The organism is Gulosibacter sp. 10 (assembly GCF_900163695.1).
Lineage (GTDB): Bacteria > Actinomycetota > Actinomycetes > Actinomycetales > Microbacteriaceae > Gulosibacter.
In genome coordinates, this window is the sequence record NZ_FUIC01000053.1 from 77,740 (window position 1) to 96,550 (window position 18,811).

Consider the following 18,811-nt stretch of genomic DNA (forward strand, 5'->3'; position numbering starts at 1 on the left):
CCGAGCCCTAGAGGCCGCGGGCGATGGTGGCTGCCGCGTGCCGCCACGCCTCCCGAGTCTCGGGGCGCAGGTTCGGGATGTTCAGCTCCCCGCCGCCGACGAACTCCTGGTCGTAGGGCACCGAGACCACGGCGCGGGTGAGCTGGTGGAAGTGGCTGTGCAGCTTCTTCGTCAGCTCCGGGTCCTCCTTCGAGGAGGGCGAGGAGAGCACCGTCACGGCGCTGGCCAGCTTGTCGCCGTAGCCGCGCTCGCGCAGCCCGTCCGCGAGCCACGCGGCCGAGGCCGCGGTGTCCTCGCGGGCCGTCGACACGATCACGAGCTGGTCGGCCACGTCGAGCGCAGCCTCCCAGTTGGAGGCGCGCATGTTGTTGCCGGTGTCGATCACCATGATGCGGTAGAAGCGCGAGAGCACCCGGTGCAGCCTGCTGAAGGCGTCGTCGTCGATGATCGCCGCGGAGGCCGCGTCGTCGTCGCTCGCCAGCACGTCGAACTTCGCGTCGCCCTGATTCCGCACGTAGCGGTCGATGTCCGAGATCGTCGCGCCGCCCGAGATCTCGAACCGGGGCAGCTCCCGCAGCAGGTCCACGGCGGTGTTCGCGGTCGTGCCGGGGCGCGAGCGCCAGCCGAGCGTGCCGCGGGTCTCGTTGTTGTCCCACGCGAGCGTGTAGCCGCCGCGCAGGCTGCCGAATGCCGCCGCGATCATGAGCGTGGCGGTGGTCTTGTGGGCGCCGCCCTTCGGGTTCATCACGACGATGGTGCGCGTGCCGTCGAAGACCTTCTGGATGCTCGCCATCTCGTCGCGGATGGTGCGCTCGCGCTTGCCCGGCCCGAGCTTGATGAGCCCGCCGGAGGCACGGCGGATGCCGGCGCGCCATCCCTGCTCCGCGGGGCGCTTCTGCGCCTTCGACTTCGCCGAGAGGAAGTCGTCGAGCGTGGGCACGCCCTCGGTCGAGACGCGCTCCGGCCGCGGGCGGCGCTTGGGCGTCTCGTGGCCCGCGAGCAGGTCCTCGTCGTCGTCCTCGCCGAGCGGGGCGCGCTCCTCGGGCTCCTGCCGCGGACGGCGTGCGAAGGTCGGCTGCCACTCCTCCTCCGGGGTCGCCTCAGCCTCCGGCTCCGGCTCCTCGGCGGGGAGCCGGCCGGCGGGCGCATCCCGCCGCGCGTCGTCCCGGTCCTCGGCGGGGATCGCCGGGCGCGGCTGCGCCCAGCCCGGGCGCGCGACGGGATCGGTCGGCTCGGCCTCGGGCTCGGCGAAGCCCGCCGCCTCGCCCTCCTCCTCGGCCTCGTCGAAGTCGTGATCGAGGCCCTCCTCGTGGATCTCCTCCTCGAGGTCCTCGTCCTCCTGCACCCGCTCGGCCTCGGCGCGACGCTCCTCGGCGCGACGCTCCTCGATGCGGCGCTCTTCGATGCGGCGCTCCTCGATTTCGAGCGACTGGGCCATCATTGCGGGGCGCGGCAGCTGGATCGTCTCGTGCAGGCTGTCCTCGTCGACCTCCTCGTCGTCGGGTCGGCTGCCGAAGAGCTGGGCGTATCCGCCGTCCGCGGCCCTCGCGGTCTCGTCCTCCTCGGGGGTGAGCTCGGTCACGCCGGGCACGAGCGGCATCACCTCCCCCACCTGCTGCAGGTCGCCGTTCGGGAAGCAGCGGAGCGGGTAGATGCCGTCGACGTCGATGGTCTGCAGCGGCAGCTCGACGCCCTCGTCGACCGCGATCGCCATCGCCCGCTCCATGAGCATGCCCCGCAGCTCGTCCGCATCCGCGGCGCGCATCCGCGTGACCCGCTCGCCGTCGCGAAGCTCGCCCTGCCCGTCGGCCCGGACCAGCGCGATCAGCTCGCGCCCCGACTCCGAGTTCCCGTACGACGATTCCTGCGACATCGTTCACCCTCCGCTGCTCGGCTCATAACCCTCTGCACCACCTGCCCGGCAATTCTATTGCCGCACGGGACTCTCGGGCCCCGTGCCAGGCCGGGCGCCGGCTCGAGGAGTCAGGCTACTCCCCGATTCATCGGGGTACCCTGCACATATGAGTCCTCTGCGCATCGCTCCGCTCACGGCTGACAACATCGTCGCTGCGAACGCCCTGTCCCTCAAGCCGGGCCAGGAAGCCTTCGTCGCGCCCGTATCGCACTCGATCGCCGAGGCGTACGTCAATCAGGACACCATGTGGCCGCGCGTCGTCGTGCTCGACGACGAGGTGGTCGCCTTCATCATGGCCACGTTCAACGAGGAGTCGGACGACCCGCTCTACCGCGCCACCATCCTGCGGATGAACGTGGACGCCGACCGCCAGCGGCAGGGCATCGGCGCCTTCGCCGTGGACGCGGTGCTCGACGAGGCCCGCGAGCGCGGCTTCGACTCGGTGGTCGCGGTGTGGGAAGAGGGCGAGCTCGGCCCGGGCCAGTTCTTCGAGGCGATGGGCTTCACGGTCACGGGCGAGACGCCCTACGGCGAGGTCATCGGCGAGCGCGCCCTCTAGCCTCGATGAGTGCCCTGCTCTCGGAGGGGCTCCAGCTCGCGGGAATACTGGCGTTCGCGATTTCGGGGGCGCTCGTGGGCGTGCGGCGCAGGCTGGACATCCTCGGGGTCGTGGTGGTCGGCTCGTTCACGGGCATCGGCGGCGGGGTCATCCGCGATGTCCTGCTCGGAGTGCATCCGCCGGTCTCGTTCACGCACTGGCCGAATCTCACCGTCGCCGTCCTCGGCTCGTTCATCGTCTTCTTCGTGCACCCGCGGCTCGCCCGCATCCGATACTTCGAGGTGGTCTTCGACGCGTTCGGCCTCGGACTCTTCTCGGCCCACGGGGCGGCCGCCGCGTACGCCTCCGGGCAGACGCCGCTGACCAGCATGCTCGTCGGCACCATCACCGCCATCGGCGGCGGGGTCATCCGCGACGTGCTGGTGAACCGGGTGCCGGGCGTGCTCACGCGCGAGCTCTACGCCATCTCGGCGCTGCTGGGGGCGAATACCGCCGTGGGACTCATGGCCTGCGGGATGGACGAGCTCTGGGCCGCGGTGATCGGCGGCACCGCGGCGGTGGTGCTGCGGCTGGTCTCCTTCATGCGCGGCTGGCACCTCCCCCGGCCCCGCCGGCCGTGATCGGCGCGTCCGCCCCGGACCAGCCCGGCGCGTCCGGGGCTCCCGGCTGCCTGTGCGGCGTTCGGTGCGCGGCTGCTCGGCCTGTGCGGCGTTCGACCTGCGCGGCTGCTCGGCATCCGGGCCCGCGACGGTGCGCTCCGCCCTCACCGCCTCGCTCCCCCATCACCGCATCGCCGCCTCTACCGCGATGCGACGAATAGCCCGCGCGACCCCGGAGCAGGGGTCGGCGGGCTATTCGTCCCGAAGGCGGCGAGGGCCTAGTCGCGGGAGCGCAGCGACAGGCGCGGGAGCGAGCCGCCGGCCTCCTCGAAGACCGAGATGTCGAGCTCGACCGTGACGTAGCCGAGCTCCCCGAGCAGCGCGCGCGTCTTCGGCGCGGAGGCGGGCACGGCGATGGTCTGCTCGTCCAGGGCGACGACCGCCGCGCCGCTCGGCTCCGCCGTGGCGACGCGACCGCCGAAGACCTCCGGATTGCGGATGCCCGGCTCCCACACGAGCTTCGTGCCGTCGGGCAGCACCGAGGCCGCATCCGAGAGCCGCACGCCCTCGGCGACGGGCACGGCGACGACCTCGTAGCCACGATCGCGCACGGCGCTGCGCAGGCCCCGAACGGCCGACGCGTTCGTGGCGCCGCCGACGCCCACATAAAGCACGCCGATGCCCTCCACCACGTCGGCTGGGTCGAACACCGCCGGCGCCTCCAGCTCGTCGAACACGGCGCCGGCCTCGGCCAGCGTCTCGCGGACGTCGCCGAACTCGCCGCGGCGCGCGTCCTGCTTCGGCCGCGCGGGGATGACCTGCTCGCCGAGCACGAGCGCGGTATCCCCCACGAAGACCGCGAGGCGCTCGTCCTCCGCCTCGGGCACGGCCTGCGTGCCCCACTCGGCCTCCTCGAACGCGGCGACCATCGCCTCCCACTGCGTATTCGCGGTCTCGCGCGTCGCCTCGTCCATGTCCTCGAGCATCGCGGTCGAGGGGATGCGCACGAACGCCGATCCGCTGTCGTCGATGGACGAGGGGCCCTCGACGTATCGCACCGCGGCGCCCGGCTCGGCCTCGCCGGTGAGCCGGCGGTAGACGGGCGGGCACAGCAGCGCCGCCGCGAGCACGCCCGCCACCGAGAACTGCACGTTGAGCCCGACGAACTCGCCGAAGATCATGCCCCAGGTCTCCCCCGAGAGCTCGAGGCCGTTCGAGATCACCTGCAGCGCGTAGCCGAGGGTGCTGCCCACGAACGCCGCGAGCAGGCCGGCGAGAGCCGCCGTCCACCAGCGGCGGAGCACGCCCGCGAACCCGAGCCCGAAGAGCACGAGCAGGTACACGGCCACGGCGGGCACCGCCAGGCTGAACGCGTTCGAGAACGTCTCCCCCGGCGCCCGCACGAACGTGAGGTCGCGCTGCGCCGTGAAGAACAGCGTGCCCAGCAGCGTCACCCCCGACGCCGCCAGCGCGGTGCTGAGGTTCGCGATTGCTGGGTTGGAAGGCTGTCGGCTCACGGGGCCCTTTCGTTGCTGGACGTGCTTGCGGTTCGCTGCGGCGAACGGCCTAGTGGAAGAAGTGGCGCTCGCCGGTGAAGTACATCGCGATGCCGGCCTTCTCGGCCGCGGCCCTGACCTCGTCGTCCCGGATCGATCCGCCGGGCTGCACGACCGCGCGGACGTCCGCGGCGGTGAGCACCTCGAGGCCGTCGGCGAAGGGGAAGAACGCGTCGGACGCGGCGACGGAGCCGGCGGCGCGGTCGCCCGCCCGATCGACGGCCAGGTGGCAGGAGTCCACGCGATTGACCTGCCCCATGCCGACGCCCACGGAGGCGCCCTCGTTCGCGAGCAGGATCGCGTTCGACTTCACCGCGCGGCACGCCTTCCACGCGAACTCGAGGTCGCGCATCGTCGCGTCGTCCACGGGCTCGCCGACCGCGAGCTCCCACGCATCGCTGATGCGCCCCTCGGCGGGGAAGCGATCGACGGTCTGGGCGAGGAAGCCGCCCGAGATCTGCCGGAGCTCGATGTCCGCGCGCGCGTAGTCGGCGGGCACGGCGAGCAGGCGGATGTTCTTCTTCCTCGCGAGCAGCGCCGCGGCCTCGTCGGCGAAGCCGGGGGCCACCACGACCTCGGTGAAGATCTCGCTCAGCGTCTGCGCCATCTCGAGCGACACCTCGCGGTTCGCGGCGACCACGCCGCCGAAGGCCGAGAGCGGGTCGCAGGCGTGGGCGCGGCGGTGGGCCTCGGCGATCGCCTCCGCCTCCTCGAGCCCCTCGGGCGCCACGGCGATGCCGCAGGGGTTCGCGTGCTTGATGATCGCGACGGCGGGCTCGCCGAAGTCGTAGGCCGCCCGGAGGGCCGCGTCGGCGTCCACGTAGTTGTTGTAGGACATCTCCTTGCCGTGCAGCTGCACCGCCTGCGCGATGCCGCGGCCGTCCTCGACCCGGTAGAGCGCCGCCTGCTGATGCGAGTTCTCGCCGTAGCGCAGGGTGGCCTCGCGCTCGGCCGCGATCTCGAGCGCCTCGGGGAACTCCACCTCGGCCGGGGCCTCGGCGGCGGGCTCGGCGTCGTCGTCCCCGGCCTCGGCGAGCTGCTCGGCGAACCAGCTCGACACGTTCGCGTCGTACTCGGCGGTGTGGGCGAAGGCCGCGGCCGCGAGCTCGCGGCGCTGCTGGAAGCTCGTGCCGCCGTTCTTGGCGGCGTCGATGATCTCGGCGTAGCGCTCGGGCGAGACGACGATCGCGACGTTCGCGTGGTTCTTCGCCGAGGCGCGCACCATGGCGGGGCCGCCGATGTCGATCTGCTCGACTACGTCCTCGGCCTCGGCGCCGGAGGCGACCGTCTCCGCGAACGGATAGAGGTTCACGACCACGAGGTCGAAGGGCCTGATCTCCAGCTCCTCGAGCTGCTGCTCGTGGCTGGCGAGGCGCAGATCGGCGAGCAGGCCGCCGTGCACCTTGGGGTGCAGGGTCTTGACCCGGCCGTCGAGGATCTCGGGGAAGCCGGTGACCTCCGCCGCCTCGACCACGTCGACGCCGGTGTCCTTGATCTTCTGCGCGGTCGAGCCGGTCGAGACGATCTCGACGCCGGCCTCGCCGAGCGCCTTCGCGAGCTGCTCGAGCCCGGTCTTATCCGAGACCGAGATCAGTGCCCGGCGGATGGCGACCTGGTCGCGCTCGCGACGGGCTTCGGTGATTCTGGGGGCGCTCATTCGGCGATCTCCTTGAGGTTGACGGTGCCTTCGGCGAGTCCTCGCACCGTGTCGGTCAGCAGTTCCCGCTCGACGACCTTGATGCGCTCGTGCAGCGCGGCCTCGTCGTCGCCGGGGAGGATGGGGATCCGGCGCTGCTCGATGATCGGGCCGGTGTCCACGCCGTTGTCGACGACCATGACGGTCGCCCCGGTGCGGTCGGCCCCGGCCGCGAGCGCGTCGCGGACCGCGTGCGCGCCGGGAAACTCGGGCAGGTAGGCGGGATGGGTGTTGAGCAGCCGGGGCGCGAGCGCCTCGACGAAGCGCGGCGGGACGAGCCGCATGAACCCGCTCAGGATGGTCGCGTCGGGCTCGAACTCCAGGACGCGCTCGAGCAGCGCGTCGCCCCAGGCCGCGCGATCGGGGTAGTCGGCCGGCCGCACCACGAAGCTCGGGATGCCGCGCTCGGCTGCCAGCTCGAGGTTCGCGGCGGGCGTGTCCGCGCCGATCGCCACGACCTCCGCCTCGATCGGCCGGTCGGTGCCGCGGCTGGCGTCGATCGATTCGAGCAGGGAGCGGAGGTTCGACCCCGTTCCGGAGATGAGCACGACGAGCTTGAGCACCATGCGATCCTATCGTGCCGGTGCTCAGCGCTCTTCGTCGAGATCGATGTCGGCGTAGATATCCGGCTCCTCGACCGCGGGGCGCTCCCGGTCCGTCCGCGGGCGCGATTTCGGCGTGGTCCAGATGCCGCCCGGCCGCGGGGCTTCCTGCCGCTCGTCGGCGTCGGACTCCGCCTCGGCGTCCTCGCCGCCGCGCCCCCGGGCCTCCGCCTCCCCGGACTCGGCTCGGCCCCGGGCCTCCTCGGATCCGGCTCGACGCGGGCGCGCGGAGCCGGCCGGCGCGTCTTCGCCGTCGCCCCCGGAGCGGACGCCGCCGATCCTCCCGAAGAGGCGGCGGAAGGGGAGCCGGTGCGCGTCCGTGCCGGGATGCGCATCCTCGCGACGCGCGTCCTCATCGGCGTCCGAGTCGGATGCCTCGGCGTCCCCGTCCGGCTCCCCGAGCCGGTAGCCGCGACGCGCGCCGTCGCCGCGCCCGCGCGCGGCCGCGCGATCGCCCGCACGGGCCTCCGCGTGCTCCGCGGATGCATCGGTCCGCGAGCGCTCGTCCCGCGAGGGCCCGCCCGTCTCGACCTCGTCGTCATCCCCCCGCTCGCGATCCCCGAACGGCAGATGCACCTTGACCGGCTCGAGCGGCAGGAAGGCGCCCACCGCGCCGCCGAGGAAGAAGAGGCCCGTGGCGGCGAGGAGCACCCAGCCCGGCTGCGGGCCGAACGCCTCGAGCCGGCCGGGGCCGAGCGCGCCGCGGGCGAGCTGCGCGAGGAGCGCGAGCGTCCCTCCCGCGATCACCGCGCCGAGCGCGGGCGTGAGCAGGCGCTCCCACCAGGGCTGCGCATCCTGCTGCTCGGCCTCCGCGCGGAAGCCCAGCGCGAGCACTGCGGCGAGCGCGACCGGCACGGCGAGCAGCGCCCACCACACCGGGGAGGAGGTCTCGGGGATGATGCCGAACAGCGGCACGACCGGGATCGGCGCCGCCTCGACGCCGCCGAGGCCCGCGACCGATCCCGTGCCGAGCTGGACGCCGGGGCCCAGCAGCCAGGATGCGGACCACACGATGAGCGTGGGCACGTAGGCGAGCTGCACGAGGCCGAGGGCGATGACGCCCCAGGCGTCGAGCTGCAGGGCCTGCATGAGGCCGACCACCCGTCCCATGCCGGCCACGAGCCCGACGAGGAGCAGGACGCTCGCGGCCGCGCAGACTCCGGCGAGCAGGCCCCCGGCGAGGCGGAGGCCCGAGCGCAGGCGATCGGCGATCCACTCGGCGCGGTCGCCCGCCCAGTCCCGCCATGGGAGGTACTCCCACACGCGCAGGCCGATGAGGAGCAGCGCCAGCCAGAGCAGCGAGCCCACGAGGACGGCGCCGCCCGCGTCGGCGCGCACGGGGTACGAGGGGGCGATGATCACCGAGATCCAGGACGCGAGCGCGAACACGACGGTGCTCGCGCCGGCGCCGACCCAGGGGTCGTCCTCGTCGCTGAGCCGGTTGCCGACCCGCCACGCCATCCAGCCGATGAACACCGCGAACGCGAGGGGCGCCACCGATACGACGAAGGCGAAGGGCTCGGCGATCCCGAGGGCCGGGAACGCGAGCGGCTCGACCGTGAAGCCGACGCCGCCGCCGAGGCCGAGCGCCCAGATCGCGGTCGCGGCGGTGAGCGGCACCTCCCACAGCGTGGTCTGGAAGGCGCCCGTCGTGAGCCATCCCGTCACCGCGATCAGCAACGGCACCCCGATCCCGATCGCCACGGTGAGTGCGGCATCGGCGAGGGCGGCGATCAGAGCGGGGATTCGGGTCATGGCGCACCTGAGGGTAGTCGAGGGATCTGGGTCTCCCCTACTCCGCGGCGAGTGTCGTCCGCGCGTCGCCGACGACACTCGTGGGGAAACGCCGACGGGCCCGGCCGGGCGCGGAAGCCCCGGCCGAACCCGTCGGCGGAAGTCGTCGCCTAGAGCGAGGCGACGATCTCCTTCATGATGTTGGCGGTCTCGGTCGGGGTCGTGCCGACGCGCACGCCGGCGGCCTCGAGCGCCTCCTTCTTCGCCGCGGCGGTGCCGGACGAACCGGTGACGATCGCGCCCGCGTGGCCCATCGTCTTGCCCTCGGGGGCGGTGAAGCCCGCGACGTAGCCGACGACCGGCTTCGAGACGTGCTCCTTGATGAACTCGGCCGCGCGCTCCTCGGCGTCGCCGCCGATCTCGCCGATCATGACGATCGCCTTGGTCTCCGGGTCGGCCTCGAACGCCTCGAGGGCGTCGATGTGCGTGGTGCCAATGACCGGGTCGCCGCCGATGCCGATCGCGGTCGAGATGCCGATCTCGCGCAGCTCGAACATCATCTGGTACGTGAGCGTGCCCGACTTCGACACGAGGCCGATCGGGCCCGAGCCGGTGATGGTCGCCGGGGTGATGCCCGCGAGCGACACCTCGGGGGTGATGATGCCGGGGCAGTTCGGGCCGATGAGCCTGGTCTTGCCGAGTTCCTGCACGCGCGCGAACGCCTCGGCGGCGTCCTTGACCGGGATGCCCTCGGTGATCGCGACCACGAGCGGCACCTCCGCCTCGGCGGCCTCGACGATCGCGCCCTTCGCGAACGCCGGCGGCACGAAGATGACCGACACGTTCGCGCCGGTCTCCTTCACCGCGTCCTCGACCGAGCCGAAGATCGGCAGCGCCTTGCCCGCGAGCTCGATGGTCTGGCCCGCCTTGCGCGGGTTGGTGCCGCCCACGACGTTCGCGCCGGCCTCGAGCATGCGGGTCGCGTGCTTCGAACCCTCGGAGCCCGTGATGCCCTGAACGATGATCTTGGAGTTCTCGTCAAGAAAAATCGACATAGTTCTAAAGTCCTCTATCCGTATCTGGCGCGCTTAGGCGTTCGCGAGTTCTGCAGCCTTGTCAGCGGCCTCGTCCATGGTCGGCACGACGGTGACAAGCGGGTGGTTGAAGTCGGCGAGGATCTTGCGGCCCTCGTCCACGTTGTTGCCGTCGAGACGGACGACGAGCGGCTTGGAGGCCGTGTCGCCGAGCGTCTTGAGCGCGCCGACGATGCCGTTCGCCACGGCGTCGCACGCGGTGATGCCGCCGAAGACGTTCACGAACACGCTCTTGACCTGCTCGTCGCCGAGGATGACGTCGAGGCCCGCGGCCATGACCTCGGCCGAGGCGCCGCCGCCGATGTCGAGGAAGTTGGCGGGCTTCACGCCGCCATGGCGCTCGCCCGCGCCCGCGACCACGTCGAGCGTCGACATGACGAGCCCGGCGCCGTTGCCGATGATGCCGACCTGGCCGTCGAGCTTGACGTAGTTGAGGTCGTGCTCCTTGGCCTTGACCTCGAGCGGGTCGAGGTTGCCCGCGGCGGCCTGCAGCGCGGCGTGGTCCTCGTGGCGGAACTCGGCGTTGTCGTCGAGGGTGACCTTGCCGTCGAGCGCGATGACGTCGCCCTCGCCGGTGAGCACGAGCGGGTTGACCTCGACGAGGGTCGCGTCCTCGCCGGTGTAGACCTCGTAGAGCTTCTGCAGCACGGGCACGACCTTCTCGGCGATCGCGGCCTCGAAGCCCGCGGCCTCGACGATCTCGCGGGCCTTGGCCTCGTCGATGCCGACGATGGGGTCGACGGCGACGCGCGCCAGCGCATCCGGGCGCTCGACGGCGAGCTGCTCGATCTCCATGCCGCCCTCCACCGAGCACATGGCCAGGTAGTTGCGGTTCGCGCGGTCGAGCAGCACCGAGAAGTAGTACTCCTCGGCGATGTTCGCGCCCGCGGCGACCATGACGCGCTCGACGACGTGGCCCTTGATGTCGAGTCCGAGGATGCTCTTGGCCGCCTCGTACGCCTCATCGGGGTTCTTGGCCACCTTGACGCCGCCCGCCTTGCCGCGGCCGCCGGTCTTCACCTGCGCCTTGACGACGGTGACGCCGCCGAGCCGCTCCGCCGCCGCACGCACTTCCTCGGGGGTGTCGGCCACGATGCCCGCCAGAACCGGCACACCGTGCGCTTCGAACAGGTCGCGCGCCTGGTACTCGAAAAGATCCACGTTTCATCCCATCCACGGCGAACCGCCGCGTTTCTCGCTCGGTTGAGCACGAATTTCTTGAGTAAATAGGTGGAAGCAGCCGAGACCGGCGGGAAGAGAACTCATCGGGCCGATGCTCGGCACATCCGAAATACCACACTACTCCAGGGCGGCGCGCCGCGGGCTGGACGCGGCGCGGGCCGACGATGTCTTTTTGCACGCCGACCGAGTAATGTCGCTCCGGTGACATCTTCCGGCAGCTCCATCCGCACATCCATCGGCCGAGCCTGCTGGTTCCTCGTCGCCGCCGTGATCGCCGCGGCGCTCGTGAAGCTCGCCTTCTTCAACGCCCGCGAGGGCGAGGCGCTCGAGCCCTCGGGTTCCCTCGAGGCGCCGGTCGTGACCGTGGAGCGATCGACCGTGGTCAACTCCTTCCCGGTCTCCGGCGCGGTCACCGCCGACCCGGGCGTGCCCATCCGCGCGACCGAGCAGGGCGCCGTCACCGAGGTCTACGTCGCGGACGGCGCCACGGTGCAGCGGGGCGACACCCTGTTCGAGGTGCGGGAGGAGATCGGCCAGACCGAGCCCGTGGAGCTGACGCCGGGCGACCCGGAGGAGGGCGTCGAGCCGGAGTACTCGGAGCCGGAGCCGATCTACCAGTACTACGCCGTCACCGCGCCCGCGAGCGGGATCGTCAGCGGCTTCTCGCCCCTGCCGAAGATGACGGTCTCGGTCGGCGAGGAGGTCGGCCAGATCGGCCCCGGCACGTTCACCGTGGTCGCCGACCTCACGGCGGCGATGCAGTACCGGATGCTCGACGAGCCGGCGACCGCGACGGTCGCCATCTCGGGCGGCCCCGCGCCGTTCGAGTGCACGAGCCTCGAGATCGGCGCGCCCGAGGACCAGGACCCGGCGGCGCCGCAGCAGAACGCGCCCGCCGACCCGTATGCCGACCCGTACATGGATCCGTACGCCGACCCGTACGCGCAGGGCGGCGATACGGGCTCCTCGACGGTGACCGGCCAGATCCGCTGCGCGGTGCCCGAGGACGAGCGCGTGTTCGCGGGGCTCACCGCCGAGGTCGAGGTGACGGCCGGGATGTCCGAGGACGTGCTCGTCGTGCCCGTCACCGCGGTGCGGGGCGACTACGCCACGGGCGTCGTCTACGTGCCCGCCGAGGACGGCGGCGAGCCCCTCGAGGTGGCGGTGGAGCTCGGACTCACCGACGGCCTCTTCGTCGAGGTGGTCTCGGGGCTCGAGGAGGGCCAGACCGTGCTCGAGTACGTGCCCGCCGAGGTGCCCGTCTACGACGAGTTCGCCTACTACGAGGAGGACTTCGGATGACAGGCCTCGGCGCTCCCGGCGCCGCGGTGCTCGACGTCCGGGGCGTCACCCGCGAGATCGCGCTGCCGGACGGCGACACCCTGCGCATCCTCCGCGGCGTGGACCTGCGCGTGGGACCGGGCGAGCGGGTCGCCATCCTCGGCCGCTCCGGGGCGGGCAAGACGACGCTGCTGAACATCCTCGGGCTCATCGACCGGCCGACGGAGGGGTCGATCAGCTTCCGCGGCGCGGACGCCTCGAGCCTCGGCGCCGGCGCCCTCGCCCGGCTCCGCGGACGCTCGGTGGGCTTCGTGTTCCAGCAGTTCAACCTGCTCGAGAACCGCACGGCGCACGCGAACGTCGTGATGCCGCTGCTCTACGGCGCGCCCAAGCAGTTCTGGCGGCGCGACCGCCTCGCGAGCGCGATGCTCGAGGAGGTCGGGCTCGGCGATCGAGCCGACCAGCTCCCCCGGCAGCTCTCGGGCGGCGAGCAGCAGCGGGTGGCCATCGCCCGGGCGCTCGTGCGGCGCCCCGCGCTCATCCTCGCCGACGAGCCCACGGGCGCGCTCGACGTCGGCACCGGTCAGCGCGTCATGCGTCTGCTCGGCCGCATGAGCCAGGAGACGGGCGCGGCGCTCGTGACCATCACGCACGACCTCTTCGTCGCGGCCACCGCCGACCGCGTCCTGCTGCTGCAGGACGGCGTGCTGCACGAGCGCACGATCGAGGAGGCCGAGCTGGCGCTCCGCGAGGATGCGCTGAGCAGGGCGGAGGCCGAGGCGTGAGCCATCGCGCCGAGCGCCCGCGCCGCGGCCCGCGGGAGCCGGGCACGCGCGCGACCTCCCTCGCCGCGATGCTCGTGGACGCCTGGGACGAGCTCAAGGTCAACCGCGTGCGCATCCTGCTCGCGCTCGTGGGCATCACGGCCGCGGTCGTCGGCCTCACCGGCGCGGTCGGGGCGGGCACGATCATGCGCGACATGATGATCGAGACCGGCGAGCGGCAGTCGGGCCGCACCGCGACGGTCTCGGTGCGCCCCTCCGGGGAGGCGAACGACGCGCAGATGACGGTGCTCGAGCGCCTGCCGCAGGACTACGGGGTGGAGCACTCGACGCTCATCGCCTCCGGCGGCGGCACGGCGCTCACCCCGGCGAACCGGCTGCAGTTCGGACTGAGCGCGGTGGAGCCCGAGTACGAGGCGCTCTTCCGCGTGCCCATCGTCGAGGGGCGGTTCCTCGTCGAGGAGGACGCCGACCGGCTCGCCCCCGCGGTGGTCGTCAACGAGAAGCTCTGGGAGCAGCTCGGCACGCCGGATCTGCGCACCGATCCGCAGCTGACGCTCATGCTCGGCGACCACCTGCAGCAGGCCGTGATCGTGGGCGTCTCGGCCGTCTCGAGCGAATGGGATGCGGCCTCGGCCTACGCGCTGTTCTCGCAGCGGGATCTCGTGCTGCCGCAGGATTCGCCGCCCGAGCTGCAGCTGTCGATGTGGGTGCCCGAGGACATCGCGGACGAGTTCGCGATGTCGCTCTCGGACCAGCTCGGGCAGTCGATGGACATGTTCGCGAGCCGGGACGACTGGGCGAAGGAGGGCGCGGCGCAGCTCGAGGTCGTGCAGTGGGCCGTGGCGGCGGCCGCCGGCGGGATGTTCCTGCTCGGCGCCCTCGGGCTCGTGAACATCAACCTCGTGACCATGCAGCACCGGGTGCGCGAGATCGGCATCCGGCGCAGCTACGGGGCCACCTCGGGCCGCATCTTCCTCGGCGTGCTGCTCGAGTCGGTGGTCGCGACCTTCGTGGCCGGCCTGGTCGGCGTGGCGCTGACCGTGCTCGCGGTGCAGAATCCGCTCACCCAGGACTGGCTGAAGTCGATCGGCGTGTACGAGCCCAGCCCGTTCCCGCTCGAGGCCGCGCTCATCGGCCTCGGCGCGTCCACGCTCGTCGGGGCCCTCGCGGGCGCCCTGCCCGCGTTCCGGGCGACGCGGGTGCAGATCGTGGACGCGATCCGCGGCTAGGAGAGCTTCTCGAGCGGCGCCACCTTGATGAGCAGCTTCTTGGTGCCCGCCTCGTCGAACTCGACCTCGGCGACGCGCTTCGCCCTGAGCCCGCGCACCGAGCGCACCGTGCCCTCGCCGAAGTCGGTGTGCTTGACGCGGTCGCCCTGCTCCAGTTCGAGATCGGCGTTGTCGCGCATCTGCCCGGTCACCTGGTTGTCGAAGGTGCGGTTGCCGCGCGTGGGCTTGAACTCGCTCGTGAGCCCCCGCCCCTCCGGCATGTCGCCGTACATCCGCGACCCCACCGCCCGGCGGCCGCCGCCGAACCCGGTGGCGTTGAGCGCGCGCGGCCGCTCGCCGCCGCGCGAGGTGGCCATGCCCGGCGACTGGCGCCACTCGATCAGCTGCTCGGGGATCTCCTGCAGGAACCGGCTCGGCATCGCCACGGAGGACTCGCCGAAGGTGGTGCGCGACATCGCGAGCGAGATGTGCAGGACCTTGCGGGCGCGCGTGATGCCCACGTAGAACAGCCGCCGCTCCTCGGCGAGGCCGCCCGGCTCATCCGCGCTCATGCGGTGCGGAAGCAGCTCCTCCTCGACGCCGGTGATGAACACCGCGTCGTACTCGAGGCCCTTGGCGGTGTGGAGCGTCATGAGCGAGACCGCGCCGGACTCGTCGTCCAGCTCGTCCGCCGCCGCGACGAGCGCGACCTCGGTGAGGAAGTCGACGAGCGTGCCGTCGGGGTTCTGCTTGTCGAACTCCTTGGCGACGTTGACGAGCTCCTCGACGTTCTCGGCGCGGGCGTCGTCCTGCGGGTTCTTCGTGGCGCGCAGCTTCTCGGTGTACTCAGTGCGCTCGATGAGCGTCTCCAGCATGGCCGCCACGGTCACCGGCCCGGCGGGCCGGTTCGGGTCGATCGACTGCTCGGCCTCCTGCAGGGCGCCCTCGAGCTCGAGGATCGAGTTCGTCACCTTGGGGCCCAGCCCGAGCTCCTCCGCGCGGGCCATCGCCTCGCGGAAGGTGATGTCCTGGTCGCCCGCGAAGTTCGAGATCGCCGTCTCGGTGGCGGGGCCGATCGCGCGCTTGGGCGAGTTGATGATGCGGCGCACCGAGAGCTCGTCCGCGGGGTTCGCGATGCACATGAGGTACGCCACGATGTCCTTCACCTCGGCGCGCTCGTAGAACTTCGTGCCGCCGATGAGCCGGTAGGGCACCGCCGCGCGGATGAGGATCTCCTCCAGCGTTCGGGTCTGCGCGTTCGTGCGGTAGAACACGGCGACGTCGTTGAAGTTCGTGCCCGAGTCGTGGAGCTTGTGGATCTCGTCCGCCACGAACTGCGCCTCGTCGTGGGCGGAGTAGCCGGTGTAGCCGATGATCTTCGAGCCCTCGCCGGCCGCGGTCCACAGGTTCTTGGGGCGGCGGTCGAAGTTGTTGCCGATGACGGCGTTCGCCGCGTCGAGGATGTGCTGGGTCGAGCGGTAGTTCTGCTCGAGCAGGATGGTCTCGGCGCCCGGGAAGTCGCGCTCGAACTCCGTGATGTTGCGGATGTCCGCCCCGCGGAAGGCGTAGATCGACTGGTCCGAGTCGCCCACCACCGTGAGCGATGCCGGCGGGATGGAGCCGTCGGCGTCGAGCGCGATGCGGGTGTCGGCGGGCACGTGCTGCGGCTCGGCACGGCGGGTGAGCTCGCGGATGAGCGCGTACTGCGCGTGGTTCGTGTCCTGGTACTCGTCGACGAGCACGTGCCGGAAGCGGCGCTGGTACAGCGCCGCGATCTCGGGGTAGGCGCGGAACAGCCACACCGTCTGGCTGATGAGGTCGTCGAAGTCGAACGCCTTGTTGCGCTCGAGCTGCCGCTGGTACTGCCGGTAGATCTCGAGGATGAGCTGGTCCCGCGGGTTCGAGCCGTCGATCTGCCGGGCGTAGCCGTCCGGGTCGACGAGCTCGTTCTTGAGGGTCGAGATCTTGTTCTGCGCGTTCGAGACCGTCACGCCCATCGACTCCGCCTCGAGCGCCTTGACGATGCGCTTGAGCAGCGCCTTCGAGTCGGCGGAGTCGTAGATCGTGAAGCCCTGCGTGTAGCCGAACTTCTCGGCCTCGCGGCGGAGGATGCGCACGCAGGCCGAGTGGAAGGTCGAGATCCACATGCCCTCGACCGCCTCGCCGAGCAGGTGGCCGACGCGCTCGCGCATCTCGGCCGCGGCCTTGTTCGTGAAGGTGATCGCGAGGATCTGGCTGGGCCAGGCCTCACGGGTGGCGATGAGGGAGGCGATGCGGTGGGTCAGCACCCTGGTCTTGCCCGAGCCGGCGCCGGCGATGATGAGCAGCGCGTCGCCGCGGTACTCGACGGCGGCGCGCTGGGGCGGGTTGAGCCCCTCGACGAGGTCTTCGGGAATGGCGGTGTGCGGCAGAAACGTCATGACCAGTCCATCCTAGGCCGGGGTGCCGACATCGGGGCGCGAGTCCCGGCTTCCGCCGCACCTCCCCCGGTTCGGCCGTGGCGGTCTCCCGCCGGCCTGCCGTTCCTGATGCGTATGGCCCGCACATCGGGATATACGGATCCTGCGCGCTATTCGCATCCGGAACGGCAGCCGGGCCTCACACCTCGTCGGTGAACAGGCCGTCGATGCCGGTGCCGAGCAGCGCCGCGCGGTACTCGGCCGGCCTGCCCCGGAAGCGCTCCGGCAGGAACTCGTCCTCGGTGCGGAAGGTGTAGGCGAGCACCTCGAGACCGCGGGCGTGCGCCGCGGCGACGAGCCCGCGGCCCTGCTCCGGGTGCCCGGTGTCGACGCCGAGCAGGGATGCGCGCAGCGAGATGCCGTCGAATCGCCGCGCCGCCTCGTCGAGGCCGTCCGGCGTCAGCCACCGCTCGCCCGCCTCCTCCGGCCGCCGGGCGGCGTCCGTCTCGATGAGGAGGATGCGCGCGGCACCGCATCCCGCCCCGCGCAGGCGGTCGAGCGCCGCCTCCTCGAAGCTCTCGACCCGCAAGTCGCGCAGCGCGTCGAGACCCGCCAGCCCCTCGAGCTCGCGGACGAGCAGTTCGGCATAGTCGAAGCCGAGCGCGAGCGACCGCGCATCGTGCTTGAGCTCGACCACGATCCCGCAGCGGCGGACGCGAGCCTCTGCCTCCGCCGTCACGATGCGCACCAGCTCGCGGAGCCGGAGCGGCGGCTCCGCTCCCGAGTGCGCCGCCGAGCGGGGCCGCAGCTCGGGCAAGCGCTCGACCGCGCGCAGGTCGCGCAGCTCCTCCCAATCGAAGTCCTCGGCGAACCACTCCGACGCTCCCGAGGCATCGGAGCGGCGGCGGTCGGCGAACCGCGGACGCAGCGCGATATCCGTCGTGGACGCGAGGCCCGGCTCGTGGCGGACGAGCAGCACGCCGTCGCGCGTGGGCACGACGTCCGGTTCGACGAGATCGGCGCCTCGACGGATGGCGATCCGATAGCTCGATCCGGTGTGCTCGGGGCGCTCGCAGGGCGCACCGCGGTGGGCGATCACGAGCGGCTGCATCGCCCCATTCTGACCGGCCCGGACGAATCATCGATGAACGCCCGGGAAACCGAAGGGCGGGGCCTCCCGGAGGAGGCCCCGCCCGAACGGTGCTGCGCGGTCTAGTCGCTGCCGCGCAGGATCGCGATCAGGCGCAGGAGCTCGACGTAGATGAACACCACGGTCGCGACGACCGCGTAGGCGCCGATCCAGCCGTACTTGCGGGGAGCCCCCGAGCGGACGCCGTTCTCGATGTACTCGAAGTCGCCGATGAGCATGTAGGCGCCCATCACGACGGCGAAGACGCCGAGGAGCACGCCGAGCGGGATGCCGAAGATCTCGACGCCGGTGCGCAGGCCCCACGGGTCGGTGTTGATGCCGGTGACGCCGAGGATGACGTTCACGATCGAGAACGCCAGGTACGACAGCCCCGCCACGAGGAAGAACTTCGTGAGCTTCGGGGTCGTGCGCACCTTGCCCACGCGGAAGAGCGCGAGCGTGACGCCCACGACGATGAGCGTGCCCAATGCGGCCTGCATCGCGATGCCGTTGAGCCCGAGCCCCTGCTCGAGCATCACCGAGAGGCCGCCGACGAGCAGGCCCTCCGCGAGCGTGAAGGCCACGATGAGCGGGACGCTGGGCTCCTTCTTGAACGCGAGGACGATGCCGAGCACGAGGCCGGCGATCGCGCCCGCGAACCCGAGCATCATCCCGACGCTCGGGCCGGAGAACCAGGCGACCGCCGCCGTGACGAAGAGCAGGCCGAAGAGCAGCGCGCCCTTGCCGATCGTATCCTCGATCGTCATCCGGCCCATCTGGTCGGCCGAGGGCGAGGGCAGGTTGTACTGGTGGTCGAGCCCCTGCGGAGAGGGCTGCTGCTGGTACTGCGGCTGGCCGTACCCGTACTGCTGCTGCGCCTGACCGTTCCCGGGCTGATCGAACTGGGGCTGGCCGAACTGCTGACCGTACTGGTTGGTGGGCGCGCCGTAGGGGCTCGCGGCGGCCGGCTGCCGCTGCTGAGCGGCCTGGCCGTTGAAATAGGGGTTGCGCTGGAGCGCAGAGCTCGCCATGTGGGTCTCCGATTCGTTCCGTGTCCGTGGTCTCAATGACG

Annotated in this window: 15 protein-coding genes; 5 read left to right on the forward strand and 10 right to left on the reverse strand. The window is 71.8% G+C overall.

Going from position 1 to position 18,811, the window contains the following annotated elements; genetic code table 11:
* Positions 1-7: 7 nt before the first annotated feature.
* On the reverse strand, positions 8-1,873 hold the full coding sequence (locus FM112_RS17350; RefSeq protein ID WP_087009464.1) for a hypothetical protein: 1,866 nt from the start codon (positions 1,871-1,873) through the stop codon (positions 8-10).
* A gap of 148 nt (positions 1,874-2,021) precedes the next feature.
* Between FM112_RS17350 and FM112_RS16090 the strand changes: the two genes are divergently transcribed.
* Together FM112_RS16090 and FM112_RS16095 are read left to right on the forward strand one after the other, a co-directional pair.
* Complete coding sequence (locus FM112_RS16090; RefSeq protein ID WP_087009465.1) at positions 2,022-2,474, forward strand: GNAT family N-acetyltransferase; 453 nt, start codon at positions 2,022-2,024, stop codon at positions 2,472-2,474.
* A 5-nt stretch (positions 2,475-2,479) separates the two neighbouring features.
* Positions 2,480-3,094: a trimeric intracellular cation channel family protein gene (locus FM112_RS16095; RefSeq protein WP_217874645.1), complete on the forward strand. Its 615-nt coding sequence runs from the start codon at positions 2,480-2,482 to the stop codon at positions 3,092-3,094.
* Between the two features lie 257 nt (positions 3,095-3,351).
* Here FM112_RS16095 and FM112_RS16100 read toward each other — a convergent pair whose 3' ends face one another.
* The 6 genes from FM112_RS16100 to sucC form a co-directional block, all read right to left on the reverse strand.
* Positions 3,352-4,590, reverse strand: a complete 1,239-nt coding sequence (locus tag FM112_RS16100) for a hypothetical protein (protein WP_140400735.1) — start codon at positions 4,588-4,590, stop codon at positions 3,352-3,354.
* A 49-nt stretch (positions 4,591-4,639) separates the two neighbouring features.
* The gene (gene purH / locus FM112_RS16105) at positions 4,640-6,286 is read right to left on the reverse strand and encodes a bifunctional phosphoribosylaminoimidazolecarboxamide formyltransferase/IMP cyclohydrolase (RefSeq protein ID WP_087009467.1); all 1,647 of its coding nucleotides are present in this window, start codon (positions 6,284-6,286) and stop codon (positions 4,640-4,642) included.
* Positions 6,283-6,888 (reverse strand): phosphoribosylglycinamide formyltransferase, encoded by a 606-nt coding sequence (gene purN, locus FM112_RS16110; protein WP_087009511.1) that lies wholly within the window; start codon positions 6,886-6,888, stop codon positions 6,283-6,285. The genes purH and purN overlap by 4 nt, the downstream gene beginning before the upstream one ends.
* Before the next feature lie 24 nt (positions 6,889-6,912).
* On the reverse strand, positions 6,913-8,682 hold the full coding sequence (locus FM112_RS16115) for a DUF6350 family protein (RefSeq protein ID WP_087009468.1): 1,770 nt from the start codon (positions 8,680-8,682) through the stop codon (positions 6,913-6,915).
* A 149-nt stretch (positions 8,683-8,831) separates the two neighbouring features.
* Positions 8,832-9,716 (reverse strand): succinate--CoA ligase subunit alpha, encoded by an 885-nt coding sequence (gene sucD / locus FM112_RS16120; RefSeq protein ID WP_087009469.1) that lies wholly within the window; start codon positions 9,714-9,716, stop codon positions 8,832-8,834.
* A 33-nt stretch (positions 9,717-9,749) separates the two neighbouring features.
* A complete protein-coding gene (gene sucC, locus FM112_RS16125) occupies positions 9,750-10,916 on the reverse strand; it encodes an ADP-forming succinate--CoA ligase subunit beta (RefSeq protein ID WP_087009470.1) in 1,167 nt (388 codons plus the stop codon).
* Between the two features lie 222 nt (positions 10,917-11,138).
* Between sucC and FM112_RS16130 the strand changes: the two genes are divergently transcribed.
* Genes FM112_RS16130 through FM112_RS16140 form a run of 3 tightly spaced genes read left to right on the forward strand, consistent with a single transcriptional unit; the run spans position 11,139 to position 14,232 of the window.
* Positions 11,139-12,239 carry an efflux RND transporter periplasmic adaptor subunit gene (locus tag FM112_RS16130; protein WP_087009471.1) on the forward strand — a complete coding sequence of 367 codons (1,101 nt, stop codon included), beginning with the start codon at positions 11,139-11,141 and terminating at the stop codon, positions 12,237-12,239.
* The gene (locus FM112_RS16135; protein WP_087009472.1) at positions 12,236-13,003 is read left to right on the forward strand and encodes an ABC transporter ATP-binding protein; all 768 of its coding nucleotides are present in this window, start codon (positions 12,236-12,238) and stop codon (positions 13,001-13,003) included. The genes FM112_RS16130 and FM112_RS16135 overlap by 4 nt, the downstream gene beginning before the upstream one ends.
* On the forward strand, positions 13,000-14,232 hold the full coding sequence (locus FM112_RS16140) for an ABC transporter permease (protein ID WP_087009473.1): 1,233 nt from the start codon (positions 13,000-13,002) through the stop codon (positions 14,230-14,232). The genes FM112_RS16135 and FM112_RS16140 overlap by 4 nt, the downstream gene beginning before the upstream one ends.
* Here FM112_RS16140 and FM112_RS16145 read toward each other — a convergent pair.
* The 3 genes from FM112_RS16145 to FM112_RS16155 form a co-directional block, all read right to left on the reverse strand.
* Positions 14,229-16,631 carry an ATP-dependent helicase gene (locus FM112_RS16145; RefSeq protein ID WP_087009474.1) on the reverse strand — a complete coding sequence of 801 codons (2,403 nt, stop codon included), beginning with the start codon at positions 16,629-16,631 and terminating at the stop codon, positions 14,229-14,231. The genes FM112_RS16140 and FM112_RS16145 overlap by 4 nt on opposite strands.
* A gap of 178 nt (positions 16,632-16,809) precedes the next feature.
* A complete protein-coding gene (locus FM112_RS16150) occupies positions 16,810-17,721 on the reverse strand; it encodes a glycerophosphodiester phosphodiesterase family protein (RefSeq protein ID WP_087009475.1) in 912 nt (303 codons plus the stop codon).
* Between the two features lie 101 nt (positions 17,722-17,822).
* A complete protein-coding gene (locus tag FM112_RS16155) occupies positions 17,823-18,770 on the reverse strand; it encodes a Bax inhibitor-1/YccA family protein (protein WP_087009476.1) in 948 nt (315 codons plus the stop codon).
* Positions 18,771-18,811 lie beyond the last annotated feature (41 nt).